This is a genomic window from Variovorax glucosi (assembly GCF_051216695.1).
GTDB lineage: Bacteria > Pseudomonadota > Gammaproteobacteria > Burkholderiales > Burkholderiaceae_C > Variovorax.
Map to the genome: position 1 here is coordinate 320,064 of NZ_JBPJZE010000002.1, position 17,935 is coordinate 337,998.

At 65.5% G+C, this 17,935-nt stretch carries 19 protein-coding genes; 12 read left to right on the forward strand and 7 right to left on the reverse strand.

Annotated features, from left to right (window positions below):
• Window positions 1-136: 136 nt before the first annotated feature.
• Window positions 137-610 (forward strand): DUF2325 domain-containing protein, encoded by a 474-nt coding sequence (locus tag ACSFA3_RS09885; RefSeq protein WP_435505272.1) that lies wholly within the window; start codon window positions 137-139, stop codon window positions 608-610.
• Here ACSFA3_RS09885 and ACSFA3_RS09890 read toward each other — a convergent pair.
• From ACSFA3_RS09890 to ACSFA3_RS09900, 3 genes are all read right to left on the reverse strand, one after another.
• Complete coding sequence (locus ACSFA3_RS09890; RefSeq protein ID WP_435505273.1) at window positions 603-2,399, reverse strand: M61 family metallopeptidase; 1,797 nt, start codon at window positions 2,397-2,399, stop codon at window positions 603-605. The genes ACSFA3_RS09885 and ACSFA3_RS09890 overlap by 8 nt on opposite strands.
• Window positions 2,396-3,094: a DsbC family protein gene (locus ACSFA3_RS09895; RefSeq protein WP_435506193.1), complete on the reverse strand. Its 699-nt coding sequence runs from the start codon at window positions 3,092-3,094 to the stop codon at window positions 2,396-2,398. Before ACSFA3_RS09895 ends, ACSFA3_RS09890 begins: the two co-directional genes overlap by 4 nt.
• A 73-nt stretch (window positions 3,095-3,167) precedes the next feature.
• Window positions 3,168-4,316 carry an FAD-dependent monooxygenase gene (locus ACSFA3_RS09900; protein WP_435505274.1) on the reverse strand — a complete coding sequence of 383 codons (1,149 nt, stop codon included), beginning with the start codon at window positions 4,314-4,316 and terminating at the stop codon, window positions 3,168-3,170.
• Window positions 4,317-4,371: 55 nt separating this feature from the next.
• Between ACSFA3_RS09900 and ACSFA3_RS09905 the strand changes: the two genes are divergently transcribed.
• The 3 genes from ACSFA3_RS09905 to ACSFA3_RS09915 are packed head-to-tail and all read left to right on the forward strand — an operon-like array spanning window position 4,372 to window position 7,604.
• A complete protein-coding gene (locus ACSFA3_RS09905; protein WP_435505275.1) occupies window positions 4,372-5,268 on the forward strand; it encodes an MOSC domain-containing protein in 897 nt (298 codons plus the stop codon).
• A gap of 60 nt (window positions 5,269-5,328) precedes the next feature.
• Complete coding sequence (gene ychF / locus ACSFA3_RS09910) at window positions 5,329-6,420, forward strand: redox-regulated ATPase YchF (RefSeq protein WP_435505276.1); 1,092 nt, start codon at window positions 5,329-5,331, stop codon at window positions 6,418-6,420.
• A gap of 8 nt (window positions 6,421-6,428) precedes the next feature.
• Window positions 6,429-7,604, forward strand: a complete 1,176-nt coding sequence (locus ACSFA3_RS09915; RefSeq protein ID WP_435505277.1) for an MFS transporter — start codon at window positions 6,429-6,431, stop codon at window positions 7,602-7,604.
• A 16-nt stretch (window positions 7,605-7,620) separates the two neighbouring features.
• On the opposite strand, the gene ACSFA3_RS09920 is transcribed toward ACSFA3_RS09915, so the two are convergent.
• Window positions 7,621-8,091 (reverse strand): YqaA family protein, encoded by a 471-nt coding sequence (locus ACSFA3_RS09920; protein ID WP_435505278.1) that lies wholly within the window; start codon window positions 8,089-8,091, stop codon window positions 7,621-7,623.
• Between the two features lie 164 nt (window positions 8,092-8,255).
• Here ACSFA3_RS09920 and dusB point away from each other — a divergent pair, with 164 nt between their 5' ends.
• From dusB to purH, 3 genes are read left to right on the forward strand one after another with little or no spacing between them, the layout of a single operon-like run.
• Window positions 8,256-9,275 carry a tRNA dihydrouridine synthase DusB gene (gene dusB / locus ACSFA3_RS09925; protein ID WP_435505279.1) on the forward strand — a complete coding sequence of 340 codons (1,020 nt, stop codon included), beginning with the start codon at window positions 8,256-8,258 and terminating at the stop codon, window positions 9,273-9,275.
• 16 nt (window positions 9,276-9,291) lie between these two features.
• Window positions 9,292-9,528 carry a Fis family transcriptional regulator gene (locus ACSFA3_RS09930; RefSeq protein ID WP_435505280.1) on the forward strand — a complete coding sequence of 79 codons (237 nt, stop codon included), beginning with the start codon at window positions 9,292-9,294 and terminating at the stop codon, window positions 9,526-9,528.
• Window positions 9,529-9,547: 19 nt separating this feature from the next.
• Window positions 9,548-11,146, forward strand: a complete 1,599-nt coding sequence (gene purH, locus ACSFA3_RS09935) for a bifunctional phosphoribosylaminoimidazolecarboxamide formyltransferase/IMP cyclohydrolase (protein ID WP_435505281.1) — start codon at window positions 9,548-9,550, stop codon at window positions 11,144-11,146.
• Between the two features lie 15 nt (window positions 11,147-11,161).
• Here purH and ACSFA3_RS09940 read toward each other — a convergent pair whose 3' ends face one another.
• From ACSFA3_RS09940 to thiD, 3 genes are read right to left on the reverse strand one after another with little or no spacing between them, the layout of a single operon-like run.
• Window positions 11,162-11,698, reverse strand: coding sequence for a hypothetical protein (locus ACSFA3_RS09940; protein WP_435505282.1), 537 nt, complete (start codon window positions 11,696-11,698; stop codon window positions 11,162-11,164).
• Between the two features lie 13 nt (window positions 11,699-11,711).
• Entirely contained in the window at window positions 11,712-13,001 is a 1,290-nt protein-coding gene (hemL, locus tag ACSFA3_RS09945) for a glutamate-1-semialdehyde 2,1-aminomutase (protein ID WP_435505283.1), read from the reverse strand.
• Window positions 12,985-13,923: a bifunctional hydroxymethylpyrimidine kinase/phosphomethylpyrimidine kinase gene (thiD, locus tag ACSFA3_RS09950; RefSeq protein WP_435505284.1), complete on the reverse strand. Its 939-nt coding sequence runs from the start codon at window positions 13,921-13,923 to the stop codon at window positions 12,985-12,987. Before thiD ends, hemL begins: the two co-directional genes overlap by 17 nt.
• Before the next feature lie 116 nt (window positions 13,924-14,039).
• On the opposite strand from thiD, the gene ACSFA3_RS09955 reads away from it, so the two are divergent.
• The 5 genes from ACSFA3_RS09955 (at window position 14,040) to ACSFA3_RS09975 (ending at window position 17,926) form a co-directional block, all read left to right on the forward strand.
• Window positions 14,040-14,210, forward strand: a complete 171-nt coding sequence (locus ACSFA3_RS09955; RefSeq protein WP_183023681.1) for a rubredoxin — start codon at window positions 14,040-14,042, stop codon at window positions 14,208-14,210.
• An 80-nt stretch (window positions 14,211-14,290) separates the two neighbouring features.
• Complete coding sequence (locus ACSFA3_RS09960; protein ID WP_435505285.1) at window positions 14,291-14,692, forward strand: response regulator; 402 nt, start codon at window positions 14,291-14,293, stop codon at window positions 14,690-14,692.
• On the forward strand, window positions 14,692-15,057 hold the full coding sequence (locus ACSFA3_RS09965; protein ID WP_435505286.1) for a response regulator transcription factor: 366 nt from the start codon (window positions 14,692-14,694) through the stop codon (window positions 15,055-15,057). The genes ACSFA3_RS09960 and ACSFA3_RS09965 overlap by 1 nt, the downstream gene beginning before the upstream one ends.
• Window positions 15,058-15,061: 4 nt before the next feature.
• Window positions 15,062-15,604, forward strand: a complete 543-nt coding sequence (locus ACSFA3_RS09970; protein ID WP_435505287.1) for a chemotaxis protein CheW — start codon at window positions 15,062-15,064, stop codon at window positions 15,602-15,604.
• Window positions 15,605-15,868: 264 nt separating this feature from the next.
• The gene (locus tag ACSFA3_RS09975) at window positions 15,869-17,926 is read left to right on the forward strand and encodes a methyl-accepting chemotaxis protein (RefSeq protein ID WP_435506194.1); all 2,058 of its coding nucleotides are present in this window, start codon (window positions 15,869-15,871) and stop codon (window positions 17,924-17,926) included.
• Window positions 17,927-17,935: the final 9 nt, after the last annotated feature.

Here is a 17,935-nt window from a genome sequence, read left to right on the forward strand (position 1 = left end):
GTGTCTCCGCGAGGGTTGTGGGAAGTCGAGGGAAAGAGGATTGCGGAACCACTATAACCAGCGTCCCATCGCGGGTTTCCATTCGATGTAGTTGAGAATTCATCGCATCTAGAATGGCTGATCATTTGGAGCTGCCATGGAAGAACACGACGTATTGCTGCGCGCTTATGCCAAGGCGCAGGACCGCTGCTCGCGCCTCATCGCAGAGCAGGCGGCCGAGATCGTGCGCCTGCGAGCGGCGCTGATCGTCCGCGATTCGACGCAGGCGATGGTGCGCGAGAAGTCGGTGCTTTGCATCGGTGGGGCGGAAGAATCGTCGGCCATGGCGCGTCGGCTGGCGGAGATCGCCGGAGGGATTTACCTGCATCACGACGGGCACGATGTCCTGGACCGACAGGACACGAATGCTTTCGAAGCCAGCCTGCGCGCGGCCGACATGGTGATCTGCCAGACCGGCTGCATGAGCCACAGCGCCTACTGGCGTGTGCAGGACCATTGCCGGCGCACCGGAAAACCGTGCGTGATGGTCGGAATCGGCGGCGGCGCAGGCATCGGCGCCGGCGATGTTCAGGCGCAGCCGATCCGGATCGTGCGAAAGGAGATCAGCTGACCGCCATCCACGCAGCCAGCTTCACCGTATCCTGTGCAAATAGCCGCCATGTCGTGACTTCAGCGGGAATCACCAGCGACAGCCGGATCAGCCGCCGGTCGCGCGCGACCAGCGCCGTCAGCTTCTTCTCGTCGCCGAGATAGAGCGCCAGATCGTCCAGCTTCGTGATCCGCCAACCCTGAGCCGGTCGGGCCTTCGTGGCAGGCAACTCGATGCCGATCCATTCGTCGTTCGCTGAAAACCCGGCTTTCTCGGCGGCACTGCCGCGCAGCACCATCTTGACCAGCACGCTGCCGCCGCTCTCCGCGACACGCAGCCCAAGCACCTGAGCGCGTTGCGCCGCATCGTCCAGCGCCGCGACGCCGTGCGCGCGCAGCAGGTCCGACAGCGGGAGTTCACCCGCCGTATGCACCCACTGCGCCAGTTCGTCCGCATAGGAGCGGCCGCCGACGGTTTCCAGCGCTGCGGCGACATCCGCTTCGCCGATCGGCCCGCCGCCGCTGTGCGTCCATAGCAGCCGCATCACGTCATCGAGCGTGCCGCTGCCTTCGCGGCGCAGCGTCAGGTCGAGGCACATCGCGACCAGTGCGCCCTTGGTGTAGTAGCTGATCGTCTGGTTCGGCGTCTGCTCGTCCTGACGGTAGTACTTGACCCAGGCATCGAAGCTCGCGTCCGCCACCGATTGCACCAGCCGTCCCGGCGCCTGCTGCACCTGGTTGATCGTCTTGTTGACCAGGCGCAGATAGGTCGCGTCGTCGATACGGCCGGCGCGGCGCAGCAGCAAATCGTCGTAGTAGCTGGTGAAGCCCTCGAAGAACCACAGCAGTTGCGTGTAGTTCTCCTGCGCGTAGTCGTAGCGCGCGAATTCGGCCGGCCGCAGGCGCTTGACGTTCCAGGTGTGGAAATACTCATGGCTGATCAGGCCCATCAGCGTGGTGTAGCCCTCGGGCTGCTTCTTGACGCTGCGCTGCGGCAGGTCGCGCCGGGTGCAGATCAGGGCCGTCGAATGGCGGTGTTCGAGCCCACCGTAGCCGTCGTCAACTGCGTTCAGCATGAAGACGTATCGGTCGTGCGGCGGCTTTCCGCCGCCACGCTTTCCGACCTTCTCGCCGTGCCAGAACCGCATCTGCATCTCGCAGATCGCGCGCGTGTCGGCGATCAGCTTGTCGCCGTCGAAGGAAGGGGGAGCACCGGTCACGACGAAGCGGTGCGGCACGCCGCCGGCCTCGAAATCGGCACTCCAGAACGCGCCCATCTCGACCGGACTGTCGGCAATTTCGTCGTAGTTCTCGGCGATGTAGCTGCCGAAACCCTGCGCGTCGACTTTCTCCGGACGCAGCGACGTCGCGCATTGCCAGCGTGTCGTCCCGGCTGTCGACGACGGCGCGACGATCTCCATCGCATGCGGCGCGTCGGTCTGGTCTTCGACACGCAGACAGAGGCTCGTGCCGTTGAAGAAGCCGCGGTCGGCGTCGAGCCAGGCGGTGCGCACCGAGTTGTCGTACGCGCAGACTTCGTAGCGCAGCACCAGCGGCTTGCCGGCGACGCAGTCGATCTGCCAGCTGTGTTTGTCGCGCTGCGTCAGCGCAAGCTTCTTGCGGCCCTGCGTGGCCCTCAGCCCTTGCAGATTCTTGGCGAATTCCCGGATCAGGTAACTGCCGGGAATCCAGACCGGCAGCGAAACGGACTGCAGTGCGGCCGGCGAGTCGATGGTCAGCGTGACGGCGAACAGATGCGCGTGGCGGTCCGCGCATTCGACGCGGTAACGGATGCGGGCGTCTCCCGTCATTTGCCGGCTGCGGCGCCTGCCGCCACGAGCTGCTTCTCGACCTGCGCGGCCGGAACGGCGCCCGGCACGCGGGAGCCATCGCCGAAGATCAGCGTCGGCGTGCCGGTGATGTTGTGCTTGCGGCCGAACTCGACGTTGCGCTGGAGCGCGGCGACGTCGCAGCTTGCCGCAGCCGCTTCGGGCTTGACCTCGGCGCCCATCCAGTCGTTCCAGCTCTTGGCCTTGTCCTTTGCGCACCAGATGTTGCGCGACTTGGCGGCCGAGTCGGCGCCGAGCACCGGGTAGAGGAACAGGTAGACGGTTACGTTGTCGACGTTTTTCAGGTCGCGCTCGAACTGCTTGCAATAGCCGCAGTTCGGGTCCTCGAAGATCGCCAGCTTGCGCTTGCCGTCGCCGCGCACGATCTTGAAGGCGTCCTGCAGCGGCAGCTTGTCGAACGCGATCGCGGTGAGCTTCTCGACGCGCGCCTCGGTCAGGTTCTTGCGCTCGCGCACGTCGATCAGGTTGCCCTGCATCAGGTAGTCGCCCTGCGCATCGGTGTAATAGAGGTCGCTGCCGTTGATGCGCACTTCGAAGATGCCGGTCATCGGCGTCTTCGACACTTCGTCGATGGTCGCGAACTGCGGAATGCGCGCCGCGAGGTTCTTGCGGATCTCGGCCTCACCGGCATGCGCGAAAACGGCGAACGCGCCCATCGCGAAGAAGGCGGCGCGTGCGCACAGGGAGTGAAAGCGTTTCGTCATCGGAATTCCATTCATCGGGATCGGTTCAGACATGCAGGCCCATGGCCTGGTGCGCGATCCAGCGCTTGACCAGATGCGTGCGGTCGAAGCCGCGCATGCCCCAGTTGCGGATCGCCGGCAGCGGCTCCGCTCCGCGCGAGAAAAGTTGCTGCAGGCCGTCGGTCGCGAGACTCATCGACAGCACGTCGGTGCGACGCGCGCGTTCGTAGCGGCGCAGCAGGCGCGGGTCGCCGACGCTGCGCCAGTAGTCGCGCGTCTTGATGACTTCGGCGAGCTCGGCCGCATCGCCCAGGCCGAGGTTCAGTCCCTGGCCGGCCAGCGGATGCACCGTGTGCGCTGCGTCTCCGGCGATTGCCCAGGCCTTGCCGGGCTTGCCATCGGCGGAAGGCGGGAACTGACCGATCCAGCGGTCGGCAACGGCGCGCTGCAGCGGCCACGGCGCGCGCTCGCTGGTCAGCGTGAGCGCGCCGAGCGCATCGTGACTCGCTTCGCGCAACGCGGCGCCGAAGGTCTCGGGATCTTGCGCGAGCAGGTCCGGTGCACGGAACTGATCGACCGACCAGACCAGCGCCAGCGCCTTGCTGTCGATTTCCGCCGAATCGCCGCCGAGCGGCAGCAGCGCCAGGATTTCGCCCTTGTCGCCGAACCACTGGCGGGCCACGCCGTGGTGCGGACGTTCGGCCGTGAGGCGCGCGGCGATCGCGTGTTGCGGATAGCGCGTCACGTCGTAGGTGACGCCGAGCATTTCGCGTGTCGCGCTGAACTTGCCTTCGCAGACCACCGTCAACGCAGCCGGAACCGGCTCTGCGACGACATCGATCTGCGGCTGGAAGCGCACCGCATCGGCCAGCTGGCGTTCGAGCGCCGGGACATCGACGATCCAGGCCAGCGCGTCGACCCGTTGCGCCTCGGCGCTGAACTGCACATGGCCGCCGGCATCGCCGATGACCTGCATTTCGCGCATCGGCGTCGCGTGGGCGGCGTCGGGCCAGGCGCGCAGCGATTCGAGCAGCGCCTTCGACGCCGCGTTGAGCGCATAGGCGCGGACGTCGTCGCGGGCTTCGGCTGCCGGTGCGACGAGCGCGACGCGGACGCGTTCGCGCGCGAGCAAAAGCGCCAGAGTGCGGCCGACGATGCCGCCGCCGCGAATGCAAACCTCGGGGGAAAGTGCCATCGAAGGATTGTAGGAGTGGCTTTCCGGCGGTTCGCCGATTGGGGACAATCCGGTCATGACCTCCACCGCTTCCGATTTCGCCGAATTCGACCTGCACGCCACCATCGCACGGCTGTTCGTATATCCCATCAAGTCCTGCGCCGGCGTCGAGGTTTCGGAGGCGCTGCTGACCGAAACCGGCCTGGAATTCGACCGCGCCTGGATGGTGGTCGACGCGCAGGGCGATTTCGTCACCCAGCGCGAACTGCCGCGCATGGTTCTCGTCCGGCCGCAGTTGAAGCAGCTCGAGATGGTGCTGCGGGCGCCGGGCATGCTGGCGCTGCACATCGCTTTCGACCGCGTCGAGGCGCCTGTGCGCGTCAAGGTCTGGAATGACGAAGTCGCCGCCTACGACATGGGCGATATCGCCGCGCAGTGGTTCAGCGACTTCCTTTCGGAGCCTGGTCGCCCGTTGAAGCTGCGGCTGGTGCGCTTCGATCCGGCGCACAAACGGCTATCGAGCCTGAAATGGACCGGCGGCGTCGAGGCGGAGAACCAGTTCACCGACGGCTTCCCGGTGCTGGTCGCGAGCGAAGGTTCGCTCGCCGAACTGAACGAGCGCCTCGCGGCGGCCGGCCACGACGCTGTCGGTATCGAGCGGTTCCGGCCCAACATCGTTCTCGCTGGCATCGGGTCGCACGACGAGAACCGTGTCGACACGCTGCACATCGCCACCGGGCAGGGCGACGCGCGACTGCAACCCGTCAAGCCCTGTACGCGCTGCCCGATTCCCGATATCGATCCCGCAACCGCCACGCGCAGCACGGCGGTGGGCGATGTGCTGCGCACCTACCGCGCCGATGCGCGCGTCGATGGCGCCATCACATTCGGCATGAACGCCATCGTGCTTTCCGGCATCGACCACCTTCTGACGGCCGGGCAGGAAGTCGGTGCCGATTACCGCTTTGAATGAAGCCGAGTGCGCAGCGCGGGGACGGCCCCTAAAATCGCGGGTTGACTCCAGAGGACATCCATGAGCTTGAAGTGCGGCATCGTCGGCCTGCCCAACGTCGGTAAATCCACCCTTTTCAATGCGCTGACCAAGGCCGGCATCGCAGCGGAAAACTATCCGTTCTGCACCATCGAGCCGAATGTCGGCGTGGTCGAAGTGCCCGATCCGCGACTGGCTGCGTTGAGCGAAATCGTCCAGCCGGAACGCATCGTTCCGGCGATCGTCGAGTTCGTCGATATCGCGGGCCTGGTGGCTGGCGCCAGCACCGGCGAAGGCCTGGGTAACAAATTCCTTGCGCACATCCGCGAGACGGACGCCACGGTCAACGTGGTGCGCTGCTTCGAGGACGACAACGTGATCCACGTCGCCGGCAAGGTCGACCCGATCTCCGATATCGAAGTCATTCAGACCGAGCTCTGCCTGGCCGACCTCTCAACGGTCGAAAAAGCGTTGCACCGCCACGGCAAGACCGCGCGTTCCGGCGACAAGGAATCGATCAAGTTCGTCGCGCTGCTGGAGAAATGCCAGGCCGCGCTGAACGAGAACATCCCGGTTCGCGCGCTCGAATTCAGCAAGGACGACCTGCCGCTGATCGCCACCTTCACGCTGATCACCGCTAAGCCGGCGATGTTCGTCGCCAACGTGGCGGAAGACGGTTTCGAGAACAACCCCTTCCTCGACCGCCTGACCGAATACGCGAAGAAGCAGGGCGCCCCGGTGGTGGCCATCTGCGCCAAGATCGAAGCCGAGCTTTCCGAGATGGACGACGAGGACAAGACCATGTTTCTCGCCGAGATCGGTCAGGACGAACCTGGCCTGAACCGCCTGATCCGCTCGGCCTACAAGCTGCTCGGCCTGCAGACGTACTTCACCGCCGGCGTGAAGGAAGTTCGCGCCTGGACCATCCATGTCGGCGACACCGGCCCGCAGGCGGCCGGCGTGATCCACACCGATTTCGAGAAGGGCTACATCCGCGCCCAGACCATCGCTTTCGCCGACTTCATCGCCTTCAAGGGCGAGCAGGGCGCGAAGGACGCCGGGAAGATGCGCGCGGAAGGCAAGGAATACGTCGTCAAGGATGGCGACGTGATGAATTTCCTTTTCAGCAGCTGAAAAACCACGTGACTGTCGCCGTTGCCCGACCAGTGCCGGTGTGGCTCGTCGGGACCTGCGCCTGCGCCAGCATGGCTTCCATGAGGGTCTGCGATGCGATGCTGCCCGCGTTCGCAGCGGCGTTCGATGCCAGCGCAGGTCAGGCGGCGCGCACGATCTCGGCGTTCGCGATCGCGTACGGCGTACTTCAGCTGCTTTTCGGACCGCTCGGCGATCGTTACGGCAAGCTGCGCGTCATTGGCGCGGCAACGCTCGCCTGCACGGTAGGCAGCACGGCGGCGGCCTTTTCCCCGAGCCTCGACTGGCTGACGGCGAGTCGCGTGCTCTCCGGCGCCGCCGCCGCCGGCATCATCCCGCTGACCATGGCCTGGATCGGCGACACCGTCGCCTACGACGAGCGTCAGGCAGTGCTGGCGCAACTGCTCAGCGCGACGGTTTTCGGCATGATCGCCGGCCAGTGGCTCGGCGGGCTTCTGGCGGAGACGCTCGGATGGCGCGCGGCCTTCGCCGCACTGGCTGTCGTGTTCGCGACATTCGGCGGGATGCTGCTGTTCCGCACGGGAGGCTCGCCGACGAGCCCGCGGCCGGCGCCGCAGGGCCTGATCCGCGGATTTCGCGCCATCGTCACCATCCCGTGGGCGCAAACCATTCTGGTCGTCGTGGGGATCGAAGGCGCGCTCGCTTTCAGCGCGCTGGCATTCATCCCGAGTCACCTGCATCTGCGCTTCGGCCTTTCCATGCCGCAAGCCGGTGCCGTGGTGGCGCTGTACGGCTTGGGTGGCTTGATCTACAGCCGCACTGCGCGGCCATTGCTGCGACGCATCGGTGAGCCGGGGCTCGCACGGGTCGGTGGCGTCTGCATGGCGATCGCTTTCGCGACCATCGGATTTGCGCCTTCGTGGCACTGGACGCTGCCTGCCTGTCTGGTCGCCGGATTCGGCTTCTATGCCCTGCACAACACGCTGCAGACGCACGCCACGCAGATGGCACCGTCGGCGCGCGGCTCGGCTGTCGCGCTGTTCGCCTGCTGCCTGTTCTTCGGTCAGTCGCTGGGGGTGTCGATGGCTGCCGGTCTGGTCGACCGGTTCTCGACATCGATCGTCTTCATGATTTCGGCAAGCGGCCTGTTGCTCGTCGGCCTGCTGTTCGGGCGTCGGGTCCAGAGGCGTGTCGTCCTCGATTGACCGCGAGCCGGACGACTCAGTTCGGCCAGATGTACAGCAGCGCCACCGTCATGCAGAGATACCGCGCGAACTTTCCTATCGCCATGTAACCGACGCAGGGCCAGAACGGCAGCTTCAGCCATCCGGCAACCGCGCAAAGCGGATCGCCGACGATCGGCAGCCAGCTCAGCAGACAGGCCTTCGGCCCCAGCTTTTCCAGCCAGCCGAGCACGCGTAGATGGTGCTTCGAATGAGAGTACTTGTCGGCGACCTTGTGCGCGCCGAAACCCATCCACCAGGTGACCATGCCGCCGAGCGTGTTGCCGATCGTCGCTACGGCGATGGCCTGCCAGAACAGTTCCGGATTCAGCTTGAGCAATCCGAACAGAACGGGTTCCGAACCGACCGGTATCAGCGTCGCGGAGACGAAGGCCGCGATGAAAACGGTGGAGAGCCCGAACTGGGGGAGCGCGAGCAGCGCAAGGAGGGATTCGAGCCAGGCTTCCATGTGTGCGCCGAAGTATAGGAAGCGGCCTGCGCGCGGTGCGTCGGAGAAAGCGCCGCCCGTTTCAGCCCCTGAAATCCGGGCTCGCTACAATCGTGCCTCATTTTTCAGCAGCCCTGCGCCGGCCCGGCGCCCGCTGCTGCTTTTCGCACCTGTCCCCCAGACCCATGCACATCGGCCCTCACGCGCTGGAAAACCGCCTTTTCGTCGCGCCCATGGCCGGCGTCACGGACCGGCCTTTCCGCATGCTCTGCCGTTCGCTCGGCGCGGGCTATGCGGTGAGCGAGATGGTGACCTCGCGCAAGGATCTGTGGCATTCGCTGAAGACTTCGCGCCGCGCCGACCACACCGGCGAGCCCGGTCCGATCGCCGTGCAGATCGCCGGCACCGACGCCGCCATGATGGCCGAGGCCACGCACTACAACATCGACCGCGGTGCGCAGATCATCGACATCAACATGGGTTGTCCGGCCAAGAAGGTCTGCAACAAGTGGGCCGGTTCGGCGCTGATGCGCGACGAGCCGCTGGCGCTGGAGATCGTCCGCGCGGTGGTCGATGCCGCGGCGCCGCACGGCGTGCCGGTGACGCTCAAGATGCGCACCGGCTGGAGCGCCGACCACCGCAACGCGGTCAAGCTGGCGCGCGATTTCGAATCGGCCGGCGTGCAGATGCTGACGGTGCACGGCCGCACCCGCGAGCAGGGCTACAAGGGCGACGCCGAGTACGACACCATCGCCGCCGTCAAGTCCGCGGTGCGCGTTCCGGTGGTCGCCAACGGTGACATCACGACGCCGGAGAAAGCGCGAGACGTGCTGGCCGCGACCGGCGCGGATGCCGTGATGATCGGCCGCGCGGCGCAGGGCCGACCGTGGATCTTTCGCGAAATCTCGCATTTCCTGGAGACCGGCACGCACCTTGCACCGCCTCTGGTTGCCGAAGTACGCGATCTGCTGCTGGAACATCTGCCGGCGCACTACGCGCTGTACGGCGAGTACAGCGGCGTGCGTACCGCACGCAAACACATCGGCTGGTACGTGAATGCACTGCCCGGGGGCGAAACCTTTCGCGGCAAGATGAACGGCATCGAAGACTGCGCACTGCAATTGCGCGCGGTGGCCGATTATTTCGACGCGCTGGCCGACGCGATGGTGCGGATTCCGGTTCACGGTGCCGAGGCCGTGCATTGAACAAAAGAAGACAGTCATGAGCAAAAAGAACATCGACGAATGCGTCCGGAACAGTCTGGAGAGCTACTTCCGCGACCTGCACGGCATCGAGCCCGACGGCATGTACGACATGCTGGTCCGCGTGGTCGAAAAGCCGCTGCTCGACGTCGTGATGGAGCGTGCCGAGGGCAACCAGTCGCGCGCCGCGCAATGGCTGGGGCTCAACCGCAACACGCTCCGCAAGAAGCTGCTCGAGCACAAGCTCATCAAGTAAGAACGAACAGAAGAAAACCATGGCACTCACCGCACTCCTTTCCGTCTCCGACAAGACCGGCATCCTCGAATTCGCGCAGGCGCTCGACGCGCTCGGCATCAAGCTGCTGTCCACCGGCGGCACCGCCAAACTGCTGGCCGACGCCGGCCTGCCGGTGACCGAGGTCGCCGATCACACCGGCTTCCCCGAAATGCTCGATGGCCGCGTCAAGACGCTGCATCCGAAGATTCACGGCGGCCTGCTGGCGCGACGCGATATGCCGGCGCACGTGGCGGCCATCGAGGAACACGGCATCGACACCATCGACCTGCTGGTGGTGAATCTCTATCCGTTCGAATCGACCGTCGCCAAGCCTGGCTGCACGCTTGAAGACGCGATCGAGAACATCGACATCGGCGGCCCGGCGATGGTTCGCAGCGCGGCCAAGAACTGGAAGGACGTCGGCGTGCTGACCGACGCATCGCAATACCCGGCCGCGCTGGCCGAACTCAAGGCCTACGGCAAGCTCAGCAACAAGACGAAGTTCGCCTTCTCGGTCGCCGCCTTCAACCGCATTGCCGACTACGACGGCGCGATCAGCGATTACCTGTCCGCGATCGATTTCGACGCCAGCCACGACCAGGCCGCGCCGACGCGCTCGATGTTCCCGGCGCAGAGCAACGGCCGATTCGTCAAGCTGCAGGACCTGCGCTACGGTGAGAACCCGCACCAGCAGGCCGCTTTCTATCGCGATCTGTACCCGGCGCCGGGTTCGCTGGTCACGGCGAAGCAGCTCCAGGGAAAGGAGCTCAGCTACAACAACATCGCCGATGCCGACGCGGCCTGGGAATGCGTGAAGTCCTTCGACGTGCCGGCCTGCGTGATCGTCAAGCATGCGAATCCGTGCGGCGTGGCGATCGGCGCCGACGCGCTCGAGTCGTACGGCAAGGCTTTCAAGACCGATCCGACTTCGGCTTTCGGCGGCATCATCGCCTTCAACCGTCCGGTCGACGCCGCAGCCGCGCAGGCCGTGAGCAAGCAGTTCGTCGAAGTGCTGATGGCGCCCGGCTTCACGCCCGAGGCGATGGAAGTCTTCAAGAGCAAGGTCAACGTCCGCATCCTGGAAATCGCTCTGCCGAAGGGCGGCGCCACCGACTGGGACAACGGCCGCAACGCGATGGACGTCAAGCGCGTCGGTTCGGGCCTGCTGATGCAGACCGCCGACAACCGCGTGTTGCTCGAAAGCGAACTCAAGGTGGTCAGCAAGAAGCAGCCGACGCCGGAACAACTGCAGGACCTGCTGTTCGCATGGAAGGTCGCGAAGTTCGTCAAGAGCAACGCGATCGTGTTCTGTGCCGACGGCATGACGATGGGCGTCGGCGCGGGCCAGATGAGCCGCCTCGACTCGGCGCGCATCGCCAGCATCAAGGCCGGGCATGCCGGGCTGTCGCTCGAGAATACCGCCGTGGCCAGCGACGCATTCTTTCCGTTCCGAGACGGACTGGATGTCGTCGTGGATGCAGGCGCAAGCTGCGTGATCCAGCCGGGCGGCTCGATGCGCGATCAGGAAGTGATCGACGCGGCTGACGAGCGCGGCGTGGTCATGGTCCTGAGCGGCGTCCGCCACTTCAGGCACTGATTCCGATTTGCCGATTCAGTCGGCGAATCGGTATTTGAGCTGGAACGTCAGCGCGCCATACAGGCGGTCCTTGTACGACGGGATGATCGCGACGTTCAGGCCCCAGCGCTTGCCTTCGATAGCGGCGGTGGGGATCAGCGCCGGGAACCAGTTGCCGTTGCGGTAGTTCCGGTAGCCGTCGAAGCCGCCCACCACCGCGCCGAACTTCACGCCGTGGAACTCGAAGGGCATCACGTACGCGCCGATGTAGCGCGATTGATCGCGGTCGCTGTTGCGGAATGCGCCAGCTGTCACCGAGACCATATCGCTGACCGGATATTCGAAGCCGAGCCCGGGGTTGAAATCTTCCAGACCCTTGTTGCGGTCGAAGTGGTACGAATAGAAGCCGGGATTCAGCCAGACCTTGCGCAGTTCGGTCGACAGGTCGAATGCACCGGCGTCCGCCTTAGGTTCGGTCTGCGCCGACGCCGATCCGTGCATCGCGGCCAGCCCCAGCCCTAGTCCCAGGCCGGCGACGAGCGGCAGCGCCCGCCACAGTTTTCGATTTGTCATGAAGCGGGCAATTTCAGAACGTCTTGAAGATCTGCCGCGCGGCCTCGACCGTCGCTGCGATGTCTTCGTCGCTGTGCGCGGCGCTCACGAAACCGGCCTCGTACAGCGCAGGCGCGATGTAGACGCCGCGGTCGAGCAGGCCGTGGAACAGCTTGTTGAACGTCGCGTTGTCGGTGGTCATCACGGTCGCATAGTTCTGCGGCAGTTCGTCGAACAGGAAGAAGCCGAACATGCCGCCTTCGCTGTCGACGCTGAACGGCACGCCTTCTGTATCCGCTGCCGACTTCAATCCGTCGACCAGCGCGCGCGTCTTCTGCGACAGCGCTTCGTAGAAACCCGGCTTGGCGATTTCCTTGAGCGTCGCAAGTCCGCATGCGGTCGCGACCGGATTGCCCGACAGCGTGCCGGCCTGATACACCGGGCCGAGCGGCGCGAGCTGTTCCATGATGGCGCGCGGTCCGCCGAAAGCCGCCAGCGGCATGCCGCCGCCGATGACTTTGCCCAGCACGGTGATGTCGGGCGTCACGCCCAGCACGCCTTGCGCGCCATGCAGTCCGACGCGGAAGCCGGTCATGACTTCGTCGAACACCAGCAGCGCGCCGTGTTGCGTGCAGAGTTCGCGGCAGCGTTTGGCGAACTCTGCCGATGCGCGGATGAAGTTCATGTTGCCGGCGATCGCCTCGATCATCAGGCAGGCGAGTTCGTTGCCGTGCAGCGCGAAGGCTTCCTCGAGCTGCGGGATGTTGTTGTATTCGAGCACCAGCGTGTGCTGGACGACTTCGGGCGGCACACCGGCGGATGTCGGGTTGCCGAAAGTGGCGAGCCCGGAGCCGGCCTTGACCAGCAGCGCATCGGCATGGCCGTGGTAGCAGCCCTCGAACTTGATGATGTATTTGCGGCCTGTCGCGCCTCGCGCAAGACGCAGCGCGCTCATCGCGGCTTCCGTGCCCGAGCTCACCAGCCGCACCATTTCCATCGACGGCACCAGCGCGAGGATGGCTTCGGCCAGCTCGATTTCGCGCTCGGTCGGCGCGCCGTAGGAGAAGCCTTCGAGCACTGCCTTCTGCACCGCCTCCACCACGGCAGGGTGACCGTGGCCCAGGATCATCGGACCCCAGGAACCGATGTAGTCGATGTAGCGCTTGTCGTCGGCATCCCAGAAATGGGCACCCTTTGCGCGGGTGACGAAGCGTGGCGTGCCGCCGACGGCCTTGAAGGCGCGTACCGGCGAATTGACGCCGCCGGGAATGACGGCGCGGGCGCGCTCGAAGAGGATGTGGTTGCGGTCAGTGTCTTGTGTCATGGGGAGGCAATGCAAAGTCGTTGGGGTCGGCGGGCGTCTCGGGTCCGTCTTCTTCATCTTCGTCGTCTTCTTCTGGCTGGGCCCAGAAGAGCCGGTCGGGCAGCACGTGGCCCATGCCGGGGCGGAAACCCGCATCCAGGCAGCGGTCCATGTAGCTCAGCGCCTCGGAAGCGGCGGCCGGCAGGTCCGTACCGCTGGCGAGAAGCGCGGCGAGCGCAGCCGAAAGCGTGTCGCCGGCACCGGCGAAGACGGCTTCGAGGCGCTCGTATTTCTCGCTCGCCAGCACCGATTGCGGCGAGGCGAGCACGTTGTCGATGAACTGGTCGGGCAGCATGATCCCGGTCACCAGCGTGTAGGGCGTGCCGGCCTCTCCGGCAGCGCGTGCGATGTCGCGCGCGCTCGGGGGTTTCTCGCCTGTCCAGTCGGGCAGCAGCCAGCGCCAGAGCGTACTGTGGTTGCCGACCAGCACGGTGGTTTGCGGCAGCACCAGTTCGCGGAAGGCGTCGAGGTAGGGATCGATCAGGTTCTCGTCCCACCACGACAGGTTGGGCATGTACGAGACCACCGGCACGTCGGGATAGTCGGTCGCGGTTTCGGCGATGGTCGCCAGCGTCTCCGGAGACCCGACGAAGCCGACCTTGATCAGCTGCACCTCGACGTCTTCGAGGATCGCGCGCACCTGTTCCTCGACGGCTTCCTCGTCGAAGGCGAAGTGGCCAAAGATTTCCGCAGTGTCGCGCGCATAGGCGCCCGTGACGACCGGCAGCATGTGGGCGCCTACCGACGCCATGGCCAGCGTGTCGCCTGCGAGGCCGCCGGCGCCGCTCGGATCGCTCGCGTTGAAGACGAGTACGCAAGGCGGGTTGAGGGACAGTTCTTCCGCCGATGCTTCGTCCGAAAGTGTCTCGTTAAGATCGACCATGCTGCGCGCGCTCCGGTGCGGTAGTAAGTAAGTTGTCTTCCGCGTTCATATGGCTGAATATTTTGATACGCATGGATACAATAATTGCAATTTGTGAACAGGGACTTTAAGCTGCGATGAACACGAAAACCTGGATGTGCCTGATTTGCGGGTGGATCTACGACGAAGCTGCTGGCGTACCGGAAGATGGTATTGCGGCAAACACGGCCTGGGCCGATGTGCCGATGAACTGGACATGTCCGGAGTGCGGTGCGCGCAAGGAAGACTTCGAGATGGTTGAAATCTGAAGCATGGCATAGGGCCGCATCGGTTACGTGTCGAAATGAGGCGCGTGGCCGATTGAAGTCTTGTATGAGGAGCGATGCTTATGAGCGCGAACGGGTCCGGTTTCAGGGTGCTGGTCATCGATGACAGCAACACCATCCGACGGAGCGCCGAGATCTTCCTCAAGCAGGGCGGCCATGAGGTGTTGCTCGCCGAAGACGGTTTCGATGCGCTGGCCAAGGTCAACGACCACAAACCCCATTTGATCTTCTGCGACATCCTGATGCCGCGCCTCGACGGCTACCAGACCTGCGCGATCATCAAGCGAAATACCGGTTTTGCCGGTGTGCCGGTCGTGATGCTGTCGTCCAAGGACGGCGTCTTCGACAAGGCTCGCGGTCGCATGGTCGGTTCGCAAGACTTTCTCACCAAGCCTTTCACCAAGGACCAGCTGTTGCGCGCCGTGCAGCAGTTCGGTGTCCTCCAGACCGAAAAGGTTCATTGATGCCCATCCATAACGTGCTGGTCGTCGACGATTCGAAGACCGAGCTCCTGTTTCTTTCGGGCCTGCTGCAAAAGAACGGGTTTGCCGTGCGCACTGCGGAAAACGCCGACGACGCGATGCGGCGTATCGAGGAAGCCCAGCCCGACCTGATCCTGATGGACATCGTGATGCCCGGCCAGAATGGCTTCCAGCTGACGCGTGCGATCGCGCGCAACCCGCTGTATGCCGGCGTGCCGATCATCATGTGCACCAGCAAGAACCAGGAAACCGACCGGGTCTGGGGCATGCGGCAGGGCGCGCGCGACTACATCGTGAAGCCGGTGAATGCTGCGGAGCTGCTCGCGAAGATCAGCGCGCTAGGCTGAGACCGTGGCCAACCGAGACGCGCTTCGCGCCTTCCAGGCCCGGCTGGCCAGCCGGTTGCAGGCGGCGCGCACCTCGGACGTGTCGGCCTCGTGGCTCGCCGTCGAGGCCGGCAGCGCCAGGTATCTTTTTCCGCTCGGCCATGCCGGCGAAATCTTCCCGTGGACGACGCCGCACCCGGTGCCGTACACCGAACCGTGGTTTCTGGGGGTCGCGAATCTGCGCGGCGGACTGTATGGTGTCGTGCAGCTTGCCGGTTTCGCGTCCGAAGATGCGGTGCCGGCGACCTTGCCGGTCAGTGGCGACGGCGTGCGGACACAGGCCCGGCTCGTCGCGCTCAACGAACTGCTCGAAGTCAATTGCGCACTGATGGTCGACCGCCTGGTCGGGCTGCGCGGCGTCGAGGCGTTCGCTGCCTCGCAGCCGCCGGCCGCCGGCAGCGCCGCATGGCTCGGCCACACTTACACCGATGCGAAGGGCGAGCAATGGCAGGAAATCGACCTGCAGGCGCTGTCCCGGCAACCCCGTTTTTTGAGTATCGGCGCCTGAGCATCCGCTTCGCGACCGCCACCACGTAAAGGACCGACCGTGAGTTCGATCGCCGACCAGCCGAAGAAAAACCTGCCCGCAGGCGAGAACAGCGCGACCGGCCATGCGCAGTCCGACGACGGCCCCGCGTTCGACAATCCCGCGACCGCCGAGCTGGCGCCGCCGGTTCCGACTGTCGCGACCGTCGCCACCGCATCTTCGCCCCCCGAGTTCGCCATTCCGCCCGAACCTCGCTTGCCGCCGTCGCCGCCGCCGCAGCAGCCGATGCACCCCGCCGCCGCCCGTGCGAATCCGGCGCGCCAGCAGCGCATGTTCACCATCGCGCTGGTCGTGGTGGTGCTCGTACTGCTGCTGGTCGCAGCGTCGTCGATCCTGCGGGCGAATCGTCTGGCGCAGCAGGTCGCATCGACCGGCCAGTCGCTGATGCAGTCGCAGCGCCTCGCCAAATCGGTGTCGCAGGCGCTGGTCGGCAACGCTGCCGCCTTCGTCGAGGTGCGCGAGAGTTCCGACGACCTCACGCGTCGCGTGCTGGGCCTGGCACAGGGCGACGATGCGCTCGACCTGGAACGCGTCGGCGGCGCCTACGACGCGGAGATCGAGAAGATCCGTCCGCTGGCCGAACGGGCCGACAAGAGCGCCAAGGCAGTGCTCGCGCAGCAGGACATCCTGACGCGCGTCGGCTCGGCGTTGCGCGACGTCAGCCGTCAATCCACCGACCTGCTCGAAATGACACAGGTCGTGACCTCGCTCAAGTTGCAGCAGGGCGCCAGCACGGCCGAAATCGCGGCCGCCGGGCAGCTGGTGATGCTCACGCAGCGCATCGGCAAGTCGGCGACCGAATTCAACACCGTCGAAGGCGTGAGTCCCTCCGCCGTTTCCTTGCTGGGCAGGGACCTGAACACCTTCCAGGAACTCGCGCGCGGCCTGCTCGACGGCGATCCGCAGCAGCGCCTGCCGGGTACCCGCGACACGCAGACCCGCAACCAGCTCGACGCGATCCTGAAGACCTACGAGCGCATGCGTTCGCAGGCCGGCGCGATCCTCGGCAACATGCAGGGCCTGGTGATGGCGCGCGATGCGCAGACCGCCATCCTGGCCGACAGCGAGCCGCTGCGCCTGGCGCTCGGCGAACTGCAGAACAAGCTTTCGGCGCGCACCGGCCTCGGTATCGGCACCATCGCGCTGCTGTTCGTGTTGTCGATCGTGGCGCTGGGCCTGGCTGCCGCCGTCGGCTTCGTCCAGGTGCGCGAAGGCCGCGAACGTGCGGCCGCCGCCGAGAGCGAGCGTGTCGAGGCCGAGCGGATGGGCGACGAGGTCGGCCGCGTCAACGCAGCCAACCAGGCGGCGATCCTTCGCCTCATGAACGAATTGCAGACGGTGGCCGAGGGCGACCTGACGCAGGAAGCCACCGTGACCGAGGACATCACGGGCGCCATCGCCGATTCGGTGAACTACACCGTCGAAGAACTGCGTCTCCTGGTCGGCAACGTGCAGAACACGGCCAGCCGCGTCGCGCGCACCACCTCGCAGGTCGAGAACACCTCGACCGAACTGCTGGCTGCATCGACCGAGCAGCTGCGCGAGATCCGCGAAACCGGCCAGTCGGTGCTGACCATGGCAGAGCGCATCAACGGCGTGTCGTCGCAGGCGCAGGAATCGGCCACGGTGGCGCGACAGTCGCTCAAGGCCGCGTCGTCGGGCCTGCAGGCGGTGCAGAACGCGATCGGCGGCATGAATTCGATCCGCGACCAGATCCAGGAAACCTCCAAGCGTATCAAGCGGCTGGGCGAGTCGTCGCAGGAGATCGGCGAGATCACCGAGCTGATTTCCGACATCACCGAACAGACCAACGTGCTGGCGCTCAATGCCGCCATCCAGGCCGCGTCCGCGGGCGAGGCCGGTCGCGGTTTCTCCGTGGTGGCCGAAGAGGTGCAGCGGCTGGCCGAGCGTTCGGCCGATGCGACGCGGCAGATTTCGGCGCTGGTGAAGGCGATCCAGACCGACACGCAGGATGCCGTCGGCGCAATGGAGCGCTCGACGCAGGGCGTGGTCGAAGGTGCGCGGCTGTCGGATACCGCCGGCACGGCGCTGTCGGAGATCGACCGCGTGTCGCGTCGGCTGGCCGAGCTGATCGAGCAGATCTCGCAATCGGCGTCGCGCGAAGCCGACTCGGCCAACGTCGTGGCGGCCAACATCCAGCACATCTTCGCCGTCACCGAGCAGACCGGCGAGGGCACCCGCACCACGGCCCAGCAGGTGCGCGAGCTCTCGCGCATGGCCGAGGAACTGCGCCAGTCGGTCGCACGGTTCAAGATTGCCTGACCCGTGTCC

Bases quoted from the DNA above. Each gene is read 5' to 3' on its own strand.
- ACSFA3_RS09965 (WP_435505286.1), top strand. From the start codon at position 14,692: ATGCCCATCCATAACGTGCTGGTCGTCGACGATTCGAAGACCGAGCTC.
- ACSFA3_RS09930 (WP_435505280.1), top strand. From the start codon at position 9,292: ATGAGCAAAAAGAACATCGACGAATGCGTCCGGAACAGTCTGGAGAGC.
- ychF (WP_435505276.1), top strand. From the start codon at position 5,329: ATGAGCTTGAAGTGCGGCATCGTCGGCCTGCCCAACGTCGGTAAATCC.
- hemL (WP_435505283.1), bottom strand. From the start codon at position 13,001: ATGACACAAGACACTGACCGCAACCACATCCTCTTCGAGCGCGCCCGC.
- ACSFA3_RS09955 (WP_183023681.1), top strand. From the start codon at position 14,040: ATGAACACGAAAACCTGGATGTGCCTGATTTGCGGGTGGATCTACGAC.
- dusB (WP_435505279.1), top strand. From the start codon at position 8,256: ATGCACATCGGCCCTCACGCGCTGGAAAACCGCCTTTTCGTCGCGCCC.
- ACSFA3_RS09920 (WP_435505278.1), bottom strand. From the start codon at position 8,091: ATGGAAGCCTGGCTCGAATCCCTCCTTGCGCTGCTCGCGCTCCCCCAG.
- ACSFA3_RS09895 (WP_435506193.1), bottom strand. From the start codon at position 3,094: ATGGGCGCGTTCGCCGTTTTCGCGCATGCCGGTGAGGCCGAGATCCGC.
- ACSFA3_RS09905 (WP_435505275.1), top strand. From the start codon at position 4,372: ATGACCTCCACCGCTTCCGATTTCGCCGAATTCGACCTGCACGCCACC.
- ACSFA3_RS09900 (WP_435505274.1), bottom strand. From the start codon at position 4,316: ATGGCACTTTCCCCCGAGGTTTGCATTCGCGGCGGCGGCATCGTCGGC.
- purH (WP_435505281.1), top strand. From the start codon at position 9,548: ATGGCACTCACCGCACTCCTTTCCGTCTCCGACAAGACCGGCATCCTC.
- ACSFA3_RS09940 (WP_435505282.1), bottom strand. From the start codon at position 11,698: ATGACAAATCGAAAACTGTGGCGGGCGCTGCCGCTCGTCGCCGGCCTG.
- ACSFA3_RS09890 (WP_435505273.1), bottom strand. From the start codon at position 2,399: ATGACGGGAGACGCCCGCATCCGTTACCGCGTCGAATGCGCGGACCGC.
- ACSFA3_RS09960 (WP_435505285.1), top strand. From the start codon at position 14,291: ATGAGCGCGAACGGGTCCGGTTTCAGGGTGCTGGTCATCGATGACAGC.
- ACSFA3_RS09975 (WP_435506194.1), top strand. From the start codon at position 15,869: ATGCACCCCGCCGCCGCCCGTGCGAATCCGGCGCGCCAGCAGCGCATG.
- thiD (WP_435505284.1), bottom strand. From the start codon at position 13,923: ATGGTCGATCTTAACGAGACACTTTCGGACGAAGCATCGGCGGAAGAA.
- ACSFA3_RS09885 (WP_435505272.1), top strand. From the start codon at position 137: ATGGAAGAACACGACGTATTGCTGCGCGCTTATGCCAAGGCGCAGGAC.